The organism is Tamlana sp. 2_MG-2023, assembly GCF_030548465.1.
In the GTDB taxonomy this organism is placed as follows: domain Bacteria; phylum Bacteroidota; class Bacteroidia; order Flavobacteriales; family Flavobacteriaceae; genus Pseudotamlana.
Map to the genome: position 1 here is coordinate 230,832 of NZ_JAUOSF010000001.1, position 19,878 is coordinate 250,709.

Consider the following 19,878-nt stretch of genomic DNA (forward strand, 5'->3'; position numbering starts at 1 on the left):
GTAACTTCATGTTTCTATTTTGAAAGAAGAATCCTATATGACAAATCAAGATTTGGAGAAACTAAAATATCCTATTGGTCATTTTGAATGTCCTGAAAACATTTCCGAAGAAATTATTAAAAATTGGATTTCTGTTTTAGAAGTATTTCCAAATCGGTTGGAAAAGTTAGTTAGCGGGTTAAGCGACGACCAATTAGATACCGTTTATAGACCGAACGGTTGGACGATTAGGCAGGTGGTTCACCATATTTCCGATAGTCACCATCATAGCTATACAAGATTTAAATGGGCACTTACTGAAGATAAACCTGTGATAAAAACCTATTTTGAAGAACTTTGGGCAGAACTTATAGATTCTAAATCGGCACCAATTGAAATGTCTTTGCAACATATAAAAGCTATACATTTTAAGTTGGTATACTTATTGAAAACCTTAACGGAAGTAGATTTAAACAAAAGCTTTATTCATCCTGAAACAAACAGTGAGGTAAAACTCAATTATCAAATAGGTAATTATGCCTGGCATAGTGACCACCATTATGCACATATTGAAAATGTTTTAAAATGAAAAGAAAATAATTAAAATGATAAGATCCCTCAAGAAACAAGACACTCAAGAAATATTAGATATATACAATTATTATGTTTTAAATTCCGTAGCTACTTTTGATATTGATGCATTAACATTAGAAGAGTTTCAGGACAAAATAAATAACATTTATAAAGATTACCCCTTTATCGTGTTTGAAGAAAATAACGAGATTTTAGGCTATGCTTATGGTAGCCGATTTCGTCCGAAGGCGGCTTACAACGATGTGGTTGAATCCACAGTTTATGTGAAACATGATACACATGGTAAGGAAATAGGTACTAAACTATATGCTGAATTGATAGCCCAATTAATTGAACGTGATTTTCATACGGTATTAGGAGTGCTTACCATTCCTAATGAGGCGAGTGTCAAACTGCATGAGAAATTTGGTTTCGAAAAAGTAGCCCACTTAAAAGAGGTTGGTTATAAATTTGATACTTGGCAGCATGTTGGCATTTGGCAATTAAAGCTTAATTAATTTTTCCACTTAATACTACAACCAATACTTGGTTTTTGAGTGGCTGTATTTTTTTTAGCGTCTAGTAAACAGTCTAAGGCCTGCTTTAAATCTTTCCCTGTAACAGCTTTGGCGTTTCCTGGTCTGGAGTCGTCTAATTGTCCCCGATAGGAAAGTTTTAAATCTTGATCGAACAGATAAAAGTCAGGGGTACAAGCGGCATCATAGGCTTTTGCTACACGCTGGGTTTCATCGTACAAATACGGAAATGGATAGTTTGCATTTTTCGCATGTACATGCATTTTTTCAGGGCCATCTTGAGGATAATTAACCGCATCATTACTTGAAATAGCAATAAAACCAATGCCTTTTTCCGCGTAAGCGTTCGCTATATTTACAATTTCTTTATTAATATGAATAACAAACGGACAATGGTTACAAATAAACATGATAACGGTTCCTTTTGCGCCTTTTAAAGCATTTAAACTTAAAGCATTGCCGCTTACAGTATCTGGAAGTTCAAAAAATGGGGCTTCTGTGCCCAAGGGTAACATGTTTGAAGGTGTGTCTGCCATGATAAAAATGTTTATCCAAAGTTCGTGAATATTTGTGTTTTTGTAAAATGATGTACTTAATTTCTTTTTAGAGATCGTTATAAATGACAAAGAGGCTGCTATAAAAGCAACCTCCTTGTACTTAACTAATTAATAGTAACAAAATGTATTTTAATATGTTTATTTTTTAATGATTTTAAATAAATCACTCACACCTTCATCGGTAACTCGAATTAAATAGAGTCCGTTTTGATAACCTGTTAGATCGATGTTAACACGGCTCTCTAGAACGTTTATTCTTTTAATTAAACTTCCCTGAATATTGAATATTTCTACAGTAGATGTCGTATTCACCCCTTCTATAACCACGTTGCCATGAGTAGGATTCGGGTAAACAGAAATATTGTCTAGTTTTTTATCTCCAACCGAAAGCGTTCCATTGAATGTTAAGCTAAACCAATCGGCATTCCATTGCCATTCTGTCGCCCCGGTCGATTCAAAACGAATGGTGCGTGTGCCGCTAGAGATATCGACATCTCCCGATCCGTCTTGGGTTACATAGGTATCCCAATCACCCGTTCCTGAAAGTGATGTTGTGTTTAATAGTACACCATCAACGTAGATGTTTACACCAATTCCTGTGGTATTAGGTGAACCAACATGATATTTAATAGAATACGATCCGCTTGCCGGAATGTCTACGGTGTAATCTGCCCAGTCTCCAGAAGTATTGTTGTTAAATCCGTTAGGACTAACAACCATTCCACTAGAGGCTCCATCAGTATTTACTAAAGTTTCAGCTTCAATATAAATGGTTTTAGAAACCGAAACTGTACATGTCGCAGAGATACTAGAATTTGAAGCTGATGTCGCTGTTATAATTGCTGTTCCGTCTGTTAATCCAGCGGTAATCACTCCGTTTTGGTCTACCGATACCGTACTATTATTTGAAAACCAAACAACATCCTTTTCTGTAGTGAAAGAAGGATTAAGGGTAGCGGTTAGTGTTTTGTTTCCGTCAGGGAATAAGTGTGCTGTTGCTGGTAAATCAATTGAAGTTACAGGAACCGAAACTTCATCAGACTGTACTGTAATTAAAACTTCATCATAAATCGTATTTGATTCTGCTGAGGTTGCTCTAATCGTAGCATCACCTGCTGACATTCCTGTAATTTCACCTGTACTTGAATCGACTGTGGCAACTGCCGTGTTACTAGAACTCCAGATAATGTCTTTATTAAAAGCGTCGCTTGGTAAAACAGTCGCAGATCGTGTAATCATTTTTCCAGTTTCAACAGCTGGTAGTCCATCTTCAATAGTCACGGAAGCAACACCAATATGATCTTTAATTTCGATATCTTTCGTTTTGGTGTCTAAAACGGTGTTTCCATCTTTTAGACTTACTCTAAAGGCATACCCGGTTCCCGCAGCAGGAGCGCTAGCTAAATTATAAGTCACAGACACAGTATCATCACCCATGACGTTTACGTTTTCAGTTCCAGAACCTAAAACTGTTGAGCCATTTAATAACTCCACCATAACGGTACGCGCTCCCATAGCTGAAATAGGAACATCTACAGCGGCCGTAGTAAACGGACGAATAAAATCAGGTAAAGCATTGGTAAATACCGTTTCATTTCCTGCAATACGAACACTAACTGTAATCGCATCAGAAATATTGGTTCCTTTAACTTTAGCTGTGATTATTGCTGAAGATCCAATGACTTTACCAACAACTTTTCCTGAAGGAAGTACTTCAACAATATTTTCGTTACTTGAAGTCCATTCAATTTCAGGAGCATTGTTAGGAGCAGGGTTTAATTGTAAAGTTAGTGGTGTATTTACATAGTGATCTGTTGTGATGGCATCACCTTCTAGAATTTCTATGGAAGTCACCTCTGATTCCTGGTAAGGCATCACCTCAATAGTTTTCGTATCAAGAATGCTAGCCGATTGTGTGCTTGTGGCTGTGATTATAGCCGTACCTGAATCGGCAACTGCTGTAACAATACCATTTTCATCTACGGTAGCAACACTTGTATCAGACGAAGTCCAAACTAATGCTTTATTTGTTGCATCTTCCGGAGTGAAAGTTGGTACGATAGCTAAATTGTTTCCATTCATTAAGGATTCGGTATCACTACCTAAATCGATAGACACTAAATCTATGTTTGCTGCATCAGTACGTCCTGGATCTTCATCCATATCCCAAACTTGCAACATTACTGAAGTGAAATCTGCTTGTTGTTGACGTCTAAAATAAATGGTATTTTCACCATCAACTAAGTAGTCTGCTGGTACATCTATTTCTAATACACCAAACCAGCCACCTTTCCAGCCACCTTTAACATAACCACGAGGGTTAACGAGCATCGGGCCATTTTGAACCACTTCATTGCCATTTACCAATAAAGAATGTACTTTCATAGTACCTCCAATACCAGTTGAGCCATCGGTAGGGTTATAGAAAAACCCACCAATTCTAACGACAGCTTCCCCTTTTGATGGTTTTGCAACATTAGGGATTGTAGTTGTAAAGTTGTTAACCCCTTCCAATCGACATAATTGCGTACCTCTAGAGTTTTTCGCTGTAGTAAGCGGCACAGACATGTATTTTGTTTCTTTCGATTCTTTGTCTATTACCACGTTATTTGAGTAAGTATAGTCTAAAACAATTGTAGAATTTGGTTTTAATGTCACTTGTGTTGGTGCATCAGTTAAATTCGCGATCACATAATCAGGTTCCCCTTGGCTTCCAAGGTTTGGGTTGAAAAATAAGTGACGCATTTCTACATTTGTTACGCTATTTGCTGCAGCTGTATTAAAAGTATTTAAGTTTATAGTTTTAGAATCTGCTTCAGCATTATTCAGAATTAAGTAAACATGTTTGTCTTTTACATAAGCATCGACTTGAACATCAAGGTTGTTAGATTTGGTATCAATACGTGTACCTTCAACATCTTTCCATAGTTGGAAATAATAAATGATAGGACTCCAGTCCCAACCACCTGTTGGTTCATTCATAGTCCAAGTAGCTTGATCTCCTGTCCATTGACCTTTTGGTTCAAAAAGTGTGGCACCATCATAACGTTGTACGGTTGTAGCGTTTTTAAAATGTGCTCCCCAGACTGCTTTTGCAGGTGCAAATGGCATACTCATCACTACATGAGAAGGACGCTCTAAAAACTGCATAAACATTTGGTTGAAAGGTTTTAAAAATTCCCAATCACGACGTCTATCTGGAAGACTATTGATGTACGAAGTGTTTACAGCTCCAAATTCTGATAAAACAATATCTTTTTTTGATCCAAACTGATTGTTATCATACCATTCTAGTAAATCTAACATCGCTGCTGTATGTCCTCCTGATCTTGTCGTTGCTTGCGCATCTGTTGCATTTGGCCAGTCGTAAATATGTACGCCGTAGAAATCCATATCGGCACCAGCATAATCGATAAATCCTTGCCATAGATAATCCCATTGCCACCAATCGTCACCTCTTCTGTCCCATGCTTTAGGCCAACCGTTTACACCAGAAAGCATGTTGTCGTATAATGCATTGGCTTCTGGGCTAGAGTTGTCGTACCAAAACTGTCCATCGGTACGGGAAGGAATACCATCTTGTTTGAAAAAGTCGTGCTGTCCTTGCGTCATACCTCCAATTAATGGCGCTTGGCTTCCTAGTCTATCACGAACCTCTTGTGCTACTAGCTTGTGATACTCCCAGTTTTTTTCCAAACTAGAGACAATCATACCAAAAGAGGGGTTCATGAAATTCATGTCTGGCTCGTTATAACATTCCCAGTATTTAGGAAGTTTATTTCCCGGAGCTCCTGGAGATTTTGCAAAATAATGATCCATGTATTTACCTACCCAATCTGCTGCAGCATCTACATCCTTAACAAACCAGCCATCTTTTCCCTTACCAAATCCTGGAAACCAAGATAGGTTTGAGTACATTGGGCTGGTATCGTTAATTCCCATAATCATGTTGTTGGTTTTACTTACATACTGTTGTCTTGAAATGAAATCTGCTGATGATTCCCATGCTTTCAAGCCGTTAGAATGTTCGACCATTTGGGCTTCATTTGCCCATCCTGGGTTGTTTGGGTCTTCTTCTACACCTTGCATTTTCCAAGTTGCCGATCCGGTTTCTCTTCCAAAGTAAACTCCTAAATCATTAATTAAGTAATCCAGCTTGTCTTCTTCTCCGTTCCAATCGTTTTCAAAGGGGGTAGAATGGATAGTCATGTGTCGTTCTCGACCGAAGTCAGACACATTATCCACGGAGTGTTTCATGTTTAAGTTAACGTCGACGTTAACATTTTGGGAAAATCCCGTACTGTAATATAGGAGGCCTATACCCAGTATCCATTTGTTTTTGTTTTTCATTGTTTAGGTATTATTTAGTTAGAAATGATCCAAAATTCTTGCTTTTGAATGTCTGATTTTAAGAACACTTAGTGGTGATAGGTGTTTTTTATCTTTTTTAGACTTTAAATGCTTGAAGAAATTGGATGGCAAATTATTTTGCCGAGTTGGTTTTGTGCTGTATTGATCCTAGGTTTATTTGGTATTGCATGTCTATGTAAGTTAATATCTGAATAAATTCTAAGTATTTACTTTTTGTAAAATCGATGTGTAAAATGTTAGAAGCAGACAGGTTAGCTTATGAAAGACATTGATTTTGAGTAAGTCATGTTTCACTATGCAGGTCCTAAATATTTATCAAATAAGTTTTAGGGGATAGTAAAATAAGCGCTCAGCTTTTGGGGATTAATATGGGTGAATAGTTTTCTTCGCTTGATGCTGAAATGCGAAATGATATAAGAAATTTTTCTTTTAGAATTTGGGTTTTCATGCCAAAATAGGCTAATAACACGTTCGTTTTTTTCATAATGTATTTATTTAGTAGTTAGGGTATTCTGGATGTGGTTAACTATCCGAATTCAAAATTATTTGTAAACACCTGTTAATCAATGGTTTTAAACTAGATTATAACTCGACAAAAATAAACCGCACCGATAAACAGTTAGTTTTTTTGGGAATTCGACTAGACAAAAACTTGATACACGCTTTTATGTTTAATTTTTTTGCTGTAGGAAGATGTTTACTTGTTTTTTTAGTCAATAAAATTACCAACTTGCTTACTATCTGTTTATAGCTAATATGTTGCGTTTTTTAAGACGAAGGTTGCTATGAAATTTTGTGGAAATACTACTGAATTTAATATATGACAAGCGATGTTTTTCAGATCGTTTGCATGATTTTATGGGTGTGTGTATATAATTTTAAAAAAATAGTGAATCAACTTTTCAATATTTGTATTTTTAAAAAATGAAAGACCTAATAACTTTTGATGATTTTACAAAAGTAGACCTACGTATAGGGACCATTTTAGAAGTACATGATTTTCCTGAGGCTAGAAATCCCGCTTATCAATTATACATTGATTTTGGAGAATTGGGATTAAAAAAAACTTCAGCACAAATCACAACACTTTACAATAAAGAAGATTTGATTAACCGACAAATTGTTGCTGTGGTTAATTTTCCTAGGAAGCAAATTGCTAAATTCATGAGTGATTGTTTGGTAATTGGTGTTGTTAATGGTAAAGATGTATTACTTTTAAACCCTGAAACTAAAGTTAAAAACGGAACTCCCGTGAATTAATTTTAATTGAAAACTCCATATTATTGGGGTTCAATAAATAACCGTTAGAAGCAAAAGTAGTTTGAAGTATTTTTTTTTGAGTATTGTAAGAGGCTATATGAATTTAGGGATGTTTTTCTATTTCAAAAAAATAACCGTTTACAATAAGGAACGTGTACCTAAAGACAAACCTGTTCTTATTTTAGGCAATCACCAAAATGGTTTAATAGACCCGCTTTTAGTAGCAGTACGGTTTAAGCGTTTTTTCTATTTTTTAACACGAGCCGGGGTATTTACAAAACCATTATTAGCGAAATTATTTCATGTTTTTCAAATGCTTCCAGTGTACCGTATTCGTGATGGTTGGGGGAATCTAACCAATAACAATGCAATTTTTGAAAACTGTACCAAACTACTAAGTAGAGGAGAAACAGTGGTAATATTTCCTGAAGGTGGACATGATTTAAGACGCACGGTTCGGCCGTTAAGTAAGGGGTTTACAAGAATTGTATTAGATACTTTAGAGAAACACCCAAAAACCGATTTGCAGTTAATTCCTATGGGTTTAAATTATGAAAGCCCCTTAAAGTTTCCTGATAGTGCTTCTATATATTTTGGAGAACCTGTAAATGCTAAAGACTTTTATACTGGAGAACGTAACAAAGATGTGGTACAGTTAAAATCTAGAATTCAATCAGAACTTTCTGAGCTAACAGCTAATATTCCTATTGATAATTATGCTGAAACACTTAGTAAATTAGAAGCTTTAAATGTAGATTTCCTAAAACCACAAGCCGTGAATGCTTGTATAAAAAATGATTTTAAAGCGCCAGTAACGAAACCAAAGGATAGCTTCGTAGCTATAAAAAAGTTTTTTCGTTTTTTACTGATTTGCAACTTTATTATGCCCTATGCGGTTTGGAAGTATTATGCCCAGCCAAAAATTAAGGAACTTGAATTTGTAGCCACTTTCCGTTTTGCAGTCACTATTGTTTTAGGACCACTATGGTTATTGTTAACAGCGTTAGTTGTAGGTCTGTTTTTTGGATTTTATATAGCTTTGGCTTACGTTTTGGCCAGTTTGGCTGTCGTATTGTTAGCGGTGAAATTATAGCATAAAAAAACCGCTAAACTAAGTTTAACGGTTTTGAATTTTATGATGCTTTCATATTAAATATCGTCAAAGCTAATATCTGTAAAGCTGTCTGGTGTTTTTAATTCATCTTCAGTAACACGACTTGTAGGGTCGTAGTCTTTCTTGAAGTCTTTTTGGTGACGTTCGCTAATAACTTCATCACCTTTTTCATTGATGATATAATCCGTCATTTCAGTTAAAATCTCTTTAAATTCTGAAAAATCTTCCTTATAAATATAAATTTTATGTTTTTTGTAATGAAATGATCCGTCGTCGTTTGTGAACTTTTTACTTTCTGTGATTGTTAAGTAGTAATCATCTGCTTTAGTAGCTCTTACATCAAAAAAATAAGTGCGTCTTCCTGCTCTTAAAACTTTTGAAAAAATTTCCTCTTTCTCCATCATACCGTTATTATTCATAATTGAATTGAAATTTATTTATAATCATAATTGTATCAAAAATCTAAAAAAAACCGTTACTAAGCAACAAATTTTGAGGTTTCTTTTTGAATTGTCCTATTTCTTTGCGTTTAATTAAATGATATGGTTGAGGTGGCTATTTTACTTGAAAGATTTACAGTGGGTTAGCAGTATTTTCGCTAAGTTGTTTTAAATAAAGATGATTGTAATAGCCTTCTACATTTATTAAACTCTCATGTGTGCCTTCTTGAACAATTTTACCATCTTCCAGTACAATAATTTTATCTGCATTTTTCGCTGATGATACACGGTGACTCACAATAATACTCGTTCTTCCTTTAGAAAGTTTATTAATATTCTTTAGTATTTTCTCTTCCGTTTCGGTATCTACGGCAGATAAGCAATCGTCGAACAATAATATTTTTGGAGATTTTATAATCGCTCTGGCTATGGAAACACGCTGTTTTTGTCCGCCAGATAGCGTAATGCCCCGCTCGCCTAAAACAGTGTCATAACCTTTGTTGAATTTGATAATGTTTTTATGAACCTGTGCGTTTTTGGCAGCTTCAATAACATCTTCATCGCTAGCGGCTTGGTTCCCAAATTTGATATTTGTTTTTATACTATCGGAAAAAAGAAAAGCATCCTGTGGTACATAGCCGATACTATTTCTTAGATCATTTAAATTAAGTTTATCAATTTCAGTACCGTTAATCAGAATAGATCCTTTATCAATATCGTAAAGGCGCCCTACTAAATCTAGCACCGTTGATTTTCCAGAGCCCGTTTTACCTAGAATCGCAAGAGTTTCTCCTTCTTTAATATTAAAGTTAATGCCTTTTAAAGCTTTAATATTCGTATCGTCGTAAGTGAAATGTACGTCTTTGAAATCAATATTTCCAATTATTTCGGTATGATGATCGGTATGGTTTCTAATTTCAGGTTCAATGTTTAAGAACTCATTAATTCGTTTTTGAGAAGCTTCAGCTTGCTGTACAATTGAAGTGACCCAACCTACAGTTGCCACCGGCCAGGTTAGCATATTCACATAAATGATAAACTCCGCTATGGTACCAATGCTTTCAATCTCACCATCTATATATTGCATACCTCCAATATAAATAACGAGTAAGTTACTCACGCCTATAAGTAAAATCATCATAGGAAAAAACCATGCCTGCACTTTAGTTAAATCTATTTGTTTGTCTTTGCTTTCCTTAGCAAGTGTATTGAAATTTTCAGCAGTTTGCGGTTCCATACCATAGGCTTTTATTACTGAAATTCCGCTAAAAGATTCTTGTGTAAAGGTTGAAAGTTTAGATAAGTATTCTTGAACTATCGTACTGCGTTTGTGGATTTCTTTACTCAGTTTATAAATAATAACCGATAAAATAGGTAAGGGTAAAATGGTGTAAAGCGTTAGTTTTGGTGACGCGTTAAACATGTAAATAATCACAATAACGAAAAGTGCTACCGTGTTGATACTATACATGATAGCAGGGCCTGCATACATGCGCACACGACCAACATCTTCTGTAATGCGGTTCATTAAATCACCAGTTCTGTTTTTCTTATAGAAGTTTAAAGAGAGTTTTTGGTATTGCTCGTAAATTTCATTTTTTAAATCGTACTCAATATAACGAGATACATTAATAATGGTTTGCCTCATAAAGAAAGTAAGAATACCTCCAATAATGGCTGCTCCAACAATGTATAAAATCACTTCGGTTAAATCGGCTTTAATAGAGGCTTCAGAAACACCACCTTTTAAATAATTCTCTATAATTACAAAGATTTCTTTGACGTAACGCGGCGTAAAAAGCAGAAAAATCCTAGCAATAATTGTAATTACAATACCTATTAATAGATGTGATTTGTATTTAAAAAAGTATTTATTTAGGTGCTGTAATTCTTTCATTTAATCTTTAAAATAGTAGCGCAAATATAGGGTATAAATGATAATTAACGTCTTTCTAGTTTTGGGCTAATTGTTAAATATCGTTAAAGCTATTTTATGATAATAAAACATAAATTACTGTATTTGTTTTTAAATATAGTGTTATTTTTGCGGCGTAAAAACAATAAAAAGCTTCACCTTTTTAAATTAAAGTTCTTTGTAATGATGTTAAGCAGAAGACATATTCGTGTAAAAGTAATGCAAACCATGTATGCATTCAAAGGAAGTGAAAGTGATGATTTTAGTAAAGATCAAAAGTTTCTAATCTACAGTATTGAAAACATGTACAATTTGTACCTTTTAATCATTTCTTTATTGATTGAAGTACAAAAAAGAGCTGAAGACGATTTACAGAAGAAACAAAACAAGCATCTTGCAACTAAAGAGGATAAAGATCCGAACCGAAAGTTTGTAAATAACGAACTTTTAAAACTCTTAAAAGACAATATTCAATTAGAAGACGAGATTAAAGGCAATGCGCATATTAATTGGGCATTGGATAATGAGTATGTTGATGTTGTTTTTAAAGCCATCACGTCAAGCGATTTATATGCAGAGTACATGAGAACGCGTGTATCAGACTTTAAAGAAGATCGTACTTTTATTGTAGATGTATTTAAGGATATCATTGCACCAAACGAAAAGTTATACGAATATATAGAAGATAAAAATTTAACATGGTTAGATGATTTGCCAACTGTAAACACGACCATTTTAAAGTTGCTTAGAAAAGCTAAAGTTACTTCTCCTGAAAAGCATTTTACACCAAAATTATATAAAGATATTGAAGATAAGCAGTTTGCGACAACCTTATTCAAAAAGACTTTATTAAATAGATCGGCAATAAATAAGGAAATCGAGCTTAAAACCCAAAACTGGGATGCAGAACGTATTGCAAATGTGGATTATGTACTATTGCAAATGGCCATTTCTGAGATTAAAAACTTCCCATCGATCCCAGTGAAAGTAACGATGAACGAGTATTTGGAAATATCTAAAGAGTATTCAACACCAAAAAGTAGCATATTCATTAATGGTATTTTAGATAAGCTAGTCAAGGAATATGAGGCAGAGGGCACTTTAAATAAAATTGGTCGAGGCTTGATGTAAGGTGTTACTTATAATATCTGTTAAGAAAATTGCAAAAATTTTTAATAGTATAAATAATTACTATTTTTACGCACCAAACCCAAAAAGAGAAGGAAAATGAAAAAAATAATTTTAGGATTGAGCACGTTATGTTTAATCGCATTTACATCTTGTAAAGATAATGCAGCAGCAAAAATTGATGAAACGAACGTAGCAGCAGCTGCCGAACGTGATGCTGTCGCTTCAAATTTTCCAGTATTAGAATTTGATAAGACAGAGCATGATTTTGGTGAAATAGAAGCTAAAACACCTGTTGAAACTGTTTTTAGTTATACAAATACTGGTGATGCACCTTTAGTAATTACCGATATTAAAAGTTCTTGTGGTTGTACTGTGCCTGAGGATTGGAGTAGAGAACCATTAGCACCAGGAGCTAGCGGAAAATTTACAGTAAAATTTAACGGTAGCGGATCTAATAAAATCACTAAATCAATTACTGTTACAGCTAATACTGAAAAAGGAACTGAAGTTGTTAAAATTTCTGCCTTTGTGAAACCAGAAGCTGCCAAAAGTTAAATAACAGCTTAACAGCTAAATCTATAAATAATGAGTGAAGGTATAGGTAGTTTACTGCCATTTGTATTAATGTTTGTGGTTGTGTATTTCTTTATGATTGCACCGCAAATGAAACGCGCAAAAAAAGAAAAGAAATTTGCAGCAGATTTAAAACGCGGCGATAAAGTAATCACAAAAAGTGGTTTACATGCTAAAGTTTTAGAATTAAATGATAAAGACGGAAGTTGTGTTTTAGAAACCATGTCTGGAAAATTGAAATTTGATAAATCTGCAATTTCAATGGAGATGAGTACAAAATTGAATGCTCCAGAAAAAAAATAATCATTTTTTAAATGTTTGAAAAAGCTCCCAATTTGGGGGCTTTTTTTTGCATCATACTTTTCCTGTTAAAATTTCTTAACGTTTCAAATTTGCTATTAGGGGTATATTTACGTAAATTTGGACAATGAGAAAAGGAATAAATGAAAAGAATTGCAGAATATTTAACTTCAACTTTCTAGTTTTTAGAAACCAATCTGACAAATTCATTCCACCTTCACGTTAGCGTCACTTTTCATTATCAAATTCACTTTTAAATGATTACCTTTTAGATGCGCTTGATTCTATTTCAGTGCTATTTAATAGGTAAATTTTATTTTAAAACACGTCTTGTTGTATCTATAACTTAGATGTAACCTATTTTTATGTCCGAAACCAAGTCAATGACAATAAAAACATTTGATGCCTTTACAAGGTTGTCAATTAACGATATTAACCGAACGGCTAATTTTATTTATGCTAATTCTGGTGATTTTAGAGATTCTAAAAGCGCCATTAGGAAGTCTTTGCTATATGCCGCTAAAGAAATAGCAGGGCTTGGAGGGTATGTGTTTATAATGGAGCATGAAAACAATATTGTAGGAGCAGTAGTTGTAAATAAAACAGGTATGAACGAATATTTATCTGAAAATATTTTAGTTTATATAGCTGTTAAAGAGGAGTATAGAGGACAAGGAATAACCTCTGAATTGATAAAACATACCAAAAGGTATTGCAGAGGAGCCATAGCAATACATATTAATAAAGATAACCCTATGATTAAGTTATTTGAAGATGAGGGGTTTGAGGCTCGTAATATTGAAATGCGATTAACTAGAAAATAAAGATTAATTGCATTAAATTTAAAACCTAATACATGAAAATTTTATATATTAAACGTCAAACAGAATACGAAAAACGATATAGCATAAAAATGGGTCAATTAATAACCAAAGTTACTTCTATTAAAAAGTATCTTTTTGGAATGCCCGTTAAAACACTTCGTACGAATAAGGAGACTTATTATAAGGAAGTAAAAGATCAAAACAATCACATGCTGTTCGTCTAAAACTAAATAAAATACAAGCTATTAATTAAATAAAATAAGTTAAAAAACACATGAAAGTACTAGTAATCGGAGCCGGAAATATGGGATTAACCTATGCCGAGGGCATGTCGAAGTCAAAACTTCTAAATAATAATAACATTATGGTTCTTGATAATAGCGAAGAAAAGCTAAAGGAACTTGATGAAATTCCATATTTTGATGCTCATAGAGATTTAAAAGAATGTGTGCCATCGGCAGATATTATTTTTATTGCCGTTAAACCATTTCACGCCGAAAGCGTTTTTGAAAATATTAAGCCTTACACTAATAAGGAACAAATCATTGTGTCGGTAATGGCGGGTGTTACAATAGCTGCCATGCAAAAAATGTCTGGTTTAGACAAGGTTGTAAGAGCCATGCCTAATTTACCTGCACAAATAGGTAAGGGGTTAACGTCGTTTGTGGCTTCAGCCGAAGTATCAAGTGACGAAGCTTCAGCAGTAGAAACGTTGTTAAGTACTACAGGGAAATCGCTTAAAGTATCTAATGAAAACTTTATAGATGCTTCAACAGGTATTTCTGGAAGTGGTCCAGCATATGTTTTCTTTTTTATGGAAAGCATGATGAAGGCTGCTGCAGAGATGGGCTTTTCAAAAGAGGACGGCACCACATTAGTGACACAAACTTTTGCCGGAGCTGTAGAGCTTTTTAGTCAATCGGATATTACACCGAGAGAGTGGATGGACCGTGTGGCCTCTAAAGGAGGAACAACTAGAGCGGCATTGAATTCTTTGGAAGACAATAAAGTAGATGTGTTAATTAGGGATGCTGCTTATGCTGCATTTAATCGTGCAATAGAATTAGGAGAAGAACATTAATAAGATGTATAAGGAAAGAGTAGTAATTAAAGTTGGTACCAATGTGATGACCAACAAGGATAACAGAATTGTTAGACCAGTATTAAGAAATTTAGTTAGACAAATTGCCGAGCTTTACGAAAGAGATATCATGGTAATTTTAGTATCCTCAGGATCTGTAATTGCAGGTAAAGAGGTATTAGGTAAATCTAAAATAAAAAATAAGGCACAGCGCCGTCAAGTGTATTCTTCAATAGGACAACCAAGAATGATGCGTTTGTATTATAATATTTTTTATGATTACGGAATTAAATGTGCGCAGGTGTTACCTACTAAGCGTGATTTTTCTCCTGGAGTTCATAGAGAAAATATGATTAACTGCGTAGAAGGCTTAATGCAAGAAGGTGTCGTTCCAATTGCAAATGAAGATGATGCTGTATCAGTAAGAAATTCGATGTTCTCAGATAATGATGAATTGGCAAGTTTAATTGCACAATTAATTCAAGCTGATAAACTTATTATTTTAACGGATATCGACGGACTTTACTCAGGGCATCCAGAATCTGAAGAAAGTAATTTAATATCTAATGTAGATCCTGATGATGATTTAGGACGCTATATTAAAAGTAGTAACAAAGCTGAAGGTGAAGGCCGAGGCGGAATGGGATCTAAATTAGATTATGCCCAAGCTGCTGCAGCTAAAAATATTCCAACCTATATTGCAAATGGTACAAATCCAAATACCATTATCGATATTATCGATGGAAAAGATGTAGGTACTAAGGTATCTTTATAAATCATGTAGACACTATTTATATATTGTCTGATATTATACCATTTCAACCATATAATATCGCATATAATTTGTTTCTTTTTCGTCCATATTTCAATATAAAATAAAACCGTAGCTACTGCTATGCTTGAATTTTCTATTTCATCTGAACAAAAAATAATTCAAATTAAAAATACGACATTATACAATTAAATTGGTATTAAAAAAGCTTCCCGTTAGAGGAAGCTTTTTTAGTTTTTTAGTAGTTTCTCAAATCGAGCTTGCCTATCGCTAGACAGGCGCAGGTGAGATTGATTTTTACTAATATTGATAAGTTTTTAATCGCAATGTTATTAATGTAATCAGACCCTTCAGGTTTCAAAAACCTGAAGGGTCTTCAAGGTTAAATATCAATCACTTTAATATCTTCGTTTTGTAAAAAAAATACTGAGTGGGTTTTGAACAGTACGTATCTTTTTAGTTTTTGAAAGATGAGGGGTTACAACAAACCTTCAATAGAAAGGTAGCGTTCACCCGTGTCATAATTCATAGTTAGAACAACATCGCCTTCTTTGAAATTAGATAATTGTTTTCTAACTGCTGCTAAGGAAGCTCCTGTAGAGATTCCAACCAAAACACCTTCAGTTTTAGCAATCTTTTTAACTTCAGCGAAAGCTTCTTCTTTAGTGATTCTAACGGCTCCATCTATGGCCTCCTTATTGAATACTTCAGGGAAAAAACCTGGTCCGATACCCTGTAAAGGATGCGGCCCAGCTTCGCCTCCAGAAATAATTGGCGAATCATCAGGTTCTACGGCAAGGACTTTTAAATTAGCATATTCTTTTTTCAACACCTCTGCAATTCCTGTAATATGACCACCGGTTCCAACACCAGTGATGAAATAGTCTAAACCATCAGGGAAATCTTTAGCGATTTCTAAAGCCGTTGTTTTTCTATGAATTTCAGGGTTTGATGGATTGGTAAATTGCGATGGCATCCATGAATTTTTAGTGGTTTCAGCCAATTCGTTAGCTTTAGCAATAGTGCCCCCTAAACCTTCTTCTTTAGGTGTTAAAACTAAATTAGCGCCGTAAGCCGCCATTAAGGCACGTCTTTCAATAGACATCGATTCTGGCATCACCAAAGTAAGTTGGTAGCCTTTTATAGCACAAACCATAGCTAAACCAACACCAGTATTTCCAGACGTAGGCTCAATAATTTGTGTGTCTTTGCTTAAAAGGTTTTTCTTTTCAGCATCTTCAATCATAGAAAGTGCAATTCTATCTTTAATACTACCTCCAGGATTTGCCTTTTCAAGTTTCATCCAAACGTTTGCTTCGGGAAACAATTTACTTAAGCGTACAACGGGTGTATTGCCTATACTTTCTAATATGTTATTAATTTTCATGATATATTTTATAGTATTGATGACTTATTTAATAGGATCTTGTTTTAAATTACTGGACGATAGCTGTTTTTTCAGTTGTGTTTCTTGACCAAATTTTATAACGCACTTCATAACCTTTAGGCGTGTAAATTACAATAGGTAATTTGCTGTTATAACGTATAATTTCACCAGGTGTTTGTACAAAGGCTTGATGTTTTGAATTATCTGGGCACATGCGTCTTGTACTTATAACTTGGCCATTCGTATCAAGGTTATAATATGAATACCCCCAACCAGATACTGTTTCTTTGGTAAAAGAGGCTGATAGCGAACTTTGATTACAATCTACTTCGGCCATTTTTCCAGCATAGATTTCTACTTTATAACCAAAATCATCATCTGTTTTTGGAAGATTTATAATATGTCTAAGTTGGTTGTCGCTCGCTTCGGGATACATACTAATATCGTGAGTGGTTGTTTCAGGTTTAGACATATTCGTTTCATTTTTATTTGTTGGGTTTTGTGCTTTACAGCTGCAAACCAATAGTACTATGGAAAGGATTAAAATATTAAATTTCATAATTTTTGTTTTTATAGAATGCACCCATTCTAGGTTATTAGACTGTCAACTTTACAATAACTATTCCTTTTTAGCGGTAAGCTCTGCGATTTTACAAATCACTTCTGTGGCTTTTATCATGCTTTTCACAGGAACGTACTCGTAGCGGCCATGAAAATTATGTCCGCCAGCAAAAATATTTGGGCAAGGTAAGCCCATATAGCTTAATTGTGCGCCGTCAGTTCCGCCACGAATGGCTTTTATAAGTGGCTTTATGCCAACTTGCTTCATGGCTTCTTCAGCAATATCTACAATATGCATTACGGGTTCAATTTTTTCAAGCATGTTGAAATATTGATCTTTAATTTCAGTAGAAACCACCTCATAACCATATTGCGAATTGAGCTCATTCGTAAGTTTCAGCATCATTTCTTTTCGCGCTTCAAAATGCCCTTTATCATGATCACGAATGATATACTCTAATACGGTTTCTTCAACTTCACCTTTCATATTATGTAAATGGAAAAAACCTTGGTATTCTTCAGTATGCTCTGGAGTCTCCAGTCTAGGTAAGGAATTAATAAACTCGGTAGCGATGTACATCGAATTTATCATTTTACCTTTAGCATAACCTGGATGAACAATCTTCCCTTTTACTTTTACAACAGCGCCTGCAGCATTAAAATTTTCATATTCCAGCTCGCCAATTTGGCTGCCATCCATGGTGTAAGCCCAGTCTGCTCCAAATTTTTTGACATCAAATTTGTGAGCTCCTCTACCAATTTCTTCATCTGGTGTGAAACCAACTTTAATTGCACCATGTTTAATTTCGGGATGATTAATTAAGTACTCCATAGCCGAAATAATTTCACAAATTCCAGCTTTATCATCGGCGCCTAAAAGTGTGGTGCCGTCTGTTGTAATTAAGGTCTGTCCTACATAAAGATTTAAATCCTCAAAATAATCTGGCGATAACACGATATTTTCAGCTTCGTTTAGTACAATATCTTTACCGTCATACTTATCTATAATTTGCGGATTTACGTGAGCTCCCGTAAAATCTGGAGAGGTATCAAAGTGCGATACAAAGCCAATAGTTGGAACCTCATGATCGACATTGCTAGGCAAGGTGGCCATGATATAGGCATTTTCATCAATACTAACATCAGATAGGCCAATGGTTTTTAATTCTTCAACCAGTTTATTGGCTAAATCCCATTGCTTTTCGGTGCTCGGTGTGGTATTTGAGGTTGGATCAGATTCAGTATCTATGGTTACATAGCTAATAAAACGTTTTATGATGTGTTCTTTTGATATCATTCTATAATAAATTAAGGGATTAACTTGTAAACCTATTGGTTTTCAGGGTTATAATTGTTTGAAAATTGAAGTTCTAAATTACGAATATTAATTTTTTTGGGCTTAACAATTGGTTGATTTTTTATTTAGATTAATTAGCGGTATTTTTGCACAAATAATAAAGATGTACAAACTTTTACTTCGCCCGTTATTTTTCTTGTTCGATCCTGAAAAAATTCATCATTTTACCTTTTCTTTAATTAAAATCACTTCTAAAATCCCTGGTGTTTCAGCTATTTTTAGAAGTTTATATGTTATTGACGACAAGCGTCTGGAACGAAAATTATTCGGATTAACATTTAAAAACCCAGTGGGGTTAGCAGCAGGATTTGATAAAAACGCCGTGCTTTATAATGAATTGGCTAATTTCGGATTTGGTTTTATTGAAATAGGAACCGTAACACCTAAAGGTCAAGAAGGAAATCCGAAGAAACGCTTGTTCAGATTAAAAGAAGACCAAGGGATTATCAATCGTATGGGTTTTAATAATGAAGGTTTAGAGGCTGCTATTTCTCAGTTGAAGAATAATCAAGGCAAACTCATTATTGGAGGTAATATTGGAAAAAATACGACGACACAGCCTGAAGATTATACCAAAGATTATTTAGAGTGTTTTAACGCGCTACATCCTTATGTTGATTATTTTGTACTTAATGTAAGCTGCCCTAACGTAGGGAGTCACGCCAAATTAAATGATAAAGATTATCTGTTAGAATTAATTGGTGCCGTGCAAACAGCAAACAAAACGTTTGAGAAGCAAAAACCGATTGTCCTAAAAATTGCTCCAGATTTAAATAATGTGCAGTTGGATGAAATCATCGAATTGGTTAATGAAACACAACTTGATGGCGTTATTGCTAGTAACACGTCTACGGATAGGAGTGGTTTAAAAGCTTCAGATGAATTGTTAGAATCTATAGGAAACGGTGGTTTAAGTGGACAACCGGTTAAAGAAAAAAGTACAGCTGTTATTAAATACCTTTCGGAAAAAAGTAATAAAGCTTTCCCAATAATAGGTGTAGGCGGTGTGCATTCAGGAAAAGATGCCCTTGAAAAGTTAGAAGCAGGAGCTGATTTAGTTCAAATTTATACAGGATTTATTTATGAAGGCCCTGGTTTGATTAAGGAAATTAATAAGGCGGTTTTAAAGCAATAACGCGTCATGCCG

At 34.5% G+C, this 19,878-nt stretch carries 18 protein-coding genes; 11 read left to right on the top strand and 7 right to left on the bottom strand.

Features of this window, described 5'->3' with window-relative positions; translation table 11 throughout:
• Positions 1 to 37 precede the first annotated feature (37 nt).
• Together Q4566_RS01130 and Q4566_RS01135 are read left to right on the top strand one after the other, a co-directional pair.
• Positions 38 to 568, top strand: a complete 531-nt coding sequence (locus tag Q4566_RS01130) for a YfiT family bacillithiol transferase (protein ID WP_303417403.1) — start codon at positions 38 to 40, stop codon at positions 566 to 568.
• Between the two features lie 16 nt (positions 569 to 584).
• Positions 585 to 1,070 (top strand): GNAT family N-acetyltransferase, encoded by a 486-nt coding sequence (locus Q4566_RS01135; protein WP_303417405.1) that lies wholly within the window; start codon positions 585 to 587, stop codon positions 1,068 to 1,070.
• Here Q4566_RS01135 and Q4566_RS01140 read toward each other — a convergent pair.
• The gene (locus Q4566_RS01140) at positions 1,067 to 1,624 is read right to left on the bottom strand and encodes a thioredoxin family protein (protein ID WP_303417407.1); all 558 of its coding nucleotides are present in this window, start codon (positions 1,622 to 1,624) and stop codon (positions 1,067 to 1,069) included. The two genes, Q4566_RS01135 and Q4566_RS01140, sit on opposite strands and share 4 nt — an antisense overlap.
• A 159-nt stretch (positions 1,625 to 1,783) precedes the next feature.
• A complete protein-coding gene (locus Q4566_RS01145; protein WP_303417409.1) occupies positions 1,784 to 5,902 on the bottom strand; it encodes an Ig-like domain-containing protein in 4,119 nt (1,372 codons plus the stop codon).
• A gap of 1,038 nt (positions 5,903 to 6,940) precedes the next feature.
• Here Q4566_RS01145 and Q4566_RS01150 point away from each other — a divergent pair.
• Both Q4566_RS01150 and Q4566_RS01155 read left to right on the top strand, forming a co-directional pair.
• Positions 6,941 to 7,276: a tRNA-binding protein gene (locus Q4566_RS01150; protein WP_303417410.1), complete on the top strand. Its 336-nt coding sequence runs from the start codon at positions 6,941 to 6,943 to the stop codon at positions 7,274 to 7,276.
• A 76-nt stretch (positions 7,277 to 7,352) separates the two neighbouring features.
• The gene (locus tag Q4566_RS01155) at positions 7,353 to 8,369 is read left to right on the top strand and encodes a lysophospholipid acyltransferase family protein (protein ID WP_303417412.1); all 1,017 of its coding nucleotides are present in this window, start codon (positions 7,353 to 7,355) and stop codon (positions 8,367 to 8,369) included.
• Between the two features lie 56 nt (positions 8,370 to 8,425).
• On the opposite strand, the gene Q4566_RS01160 is transcribed toward Q4566_RS01155, so the two are convergent.
• On the bottom strand, positions 8,426 to 8,809 hold the full coding sequence (locus tag Q4566_RS01160; RefSeq protein WP_303417414.1) for a PUR family DNA/RNA-binding protein: 384 nt from the start codon (positions 8,807 to 8,809) through the stop codon (positions 8,426 to 8,428).
• A 154-nt stretch (positions 8,810 to 8,963) separates the two neighbouring features.
• Entirely contained in the window at positions 8,964 to 10,727 is a 1,764-nt protein-coding gene (locus Q4566_RS01165) for an ABC transporter ATP-binding protein (protein WP_303417416.1), read from the bottom strand.
• 201 nt (positions 10,728 to 10,928) lie between these two features.
• Between Q4566_RS01165 and nusB the strand changes: the two genes are divergently transcribed.
• The 6 genes from nusB to proB all read left to right on the top strand — a co-directional run bounded on the left by nusB (position 10,929) and on the right by proB (position 15,429).
• Positions 10,929 to 11,876 carry a transcription antitermination factor NusB gene (gene nusB / locus Q4566_RS01170; RefSeq protein WP_303417417.1) on the top strand — a complete coding sequence of 316 codons (948 nt, stop codon included), beginning with the start codon at positions 10,929 to 10,931 and terminating at the stop codon, positions 11,874 to 11,876.
• Positions 11,877 to 11,972: 96 nt separating this feature from the next.
• The gene (locus tag Q4566_RS01175) at positions 11,973 to 12,431 is read left to right on the top strand and encodes a DUF1573 domain-containing protein (RefSeq protein ID WP_303417419.1); all 459 of its coding nucleotides are present in this window, start codon (positions 11,973 to 11,975) and stop codon (positions 12,429 to 12,431) included.
• A 30-nt stretch (positions 12,432 to 12,461) separates the two neighbouring features.
• A complete protein-coding gene (yajC, locus tag Q4566_RS01180) occupies positions 12,462 to 12,752 on the top strand; it encodes a preprotein translocase subunit YajC (RefSeq protein ID WP_216068892.1) in 291 nt (96 codons plus the stop codon).
• 380 nt (positions 12,753 to 13,132) lie between these two features.
• Positions 13,133 to 13,573, top strand: a complete 441-nt coding sequence (locus Q4566_RS01185) for a GNAT family N-acetyltransferase (protein ID WP_303417425.1) — start codon at positions 13,133 to 13,135, stop codon at positions 13,571 to 13,573.
• A gap of 274 nt (positions 13,574 to 13,847) precedes the next feature.
• Entirely contained in the window at positions 13,848 to 14,654 is an 807-nt protein-coding gene (proC, locus tag Q4566_RS01195; RefSeq protein WP_303417430.1) for a pyrroline-5-carboxylate reductase, read from the top strand.
• Between the two features lie 4 nt (positions 14,655 to 14,658).
• On the top strand, positions 14,659 to 15,429 hold the full coding sequence (gene proB / locus Q4566_RS01200; protein WP_303417431.1) for a glutamate 5-kinase: 771 nt from the start codon (positions 14,659 to 14,661) through the stop codon (positions 15,427 to 15,429).
• 475 nt (positions 15,430 to 15,904) lie between these two features.
• Here proB and cysK read toward each other — a convergent pair whose 3' ends face one another.
• The 3 genes from cysK to pepT are packed head-to-tail and all read right to left on the bottom strand — an operon-like array spanning position 15,905 to position 18,671.
• Complete coding sequence (gene cysK, locus Q4566_RS01205; protein ID WP_303417432.1) at positions 15,905 to 16,813, bottom strand: cysteine synthase A; 909 nt, start codon at positions 16,811 to 16,813, stop codon at positions 15,905 to 15,907.
• A gap of 49 nt (positions 16,814 to 16,862) precedes the next feature.
• Positions 16,863 to 17,372, bottom strand: a complete 510-nt coding sequence (eco, locus tag Q4566_RS01210; protein ID WP_303417434.1) for a serine protease inhibitor ecotin — start codon at positions 17,370 to 17,372, stop codon at positions 16,863 to 16,865.
• Between the two features lie 60 nt (positions 17,373 to 17,432).
• Entirely contained in the window at positions 17,433 to 18,671 is a 1,239-nt protein-coding gene (gene pepT / locus Q4566_RS01215; RefSeq protein ID WP_303417435.1) for a peptidase T, read from the bottom strand.
• A gap of 163 nt (positions 18,672 to 18,834) precedes the next feature.
• On the opposite strand from pepT, the gene Q4566_RS01220 reads away from it, so the two are divergent.
• Complete coding sequence (locus Q4566_RS01220; RefSeq protein WP_303417437.1) at positions 18,835 to 19,866, top strand: quinone-dependent dihydroorotate dehydrogenase; 1,032 nt, start codon at positions 18,835 to 18,837, stop codon at positions 19,864 to 19,866.
• The last annotated feature ends 12 nt before the right edge of the window (positions 19,867 to 19,878 follow it).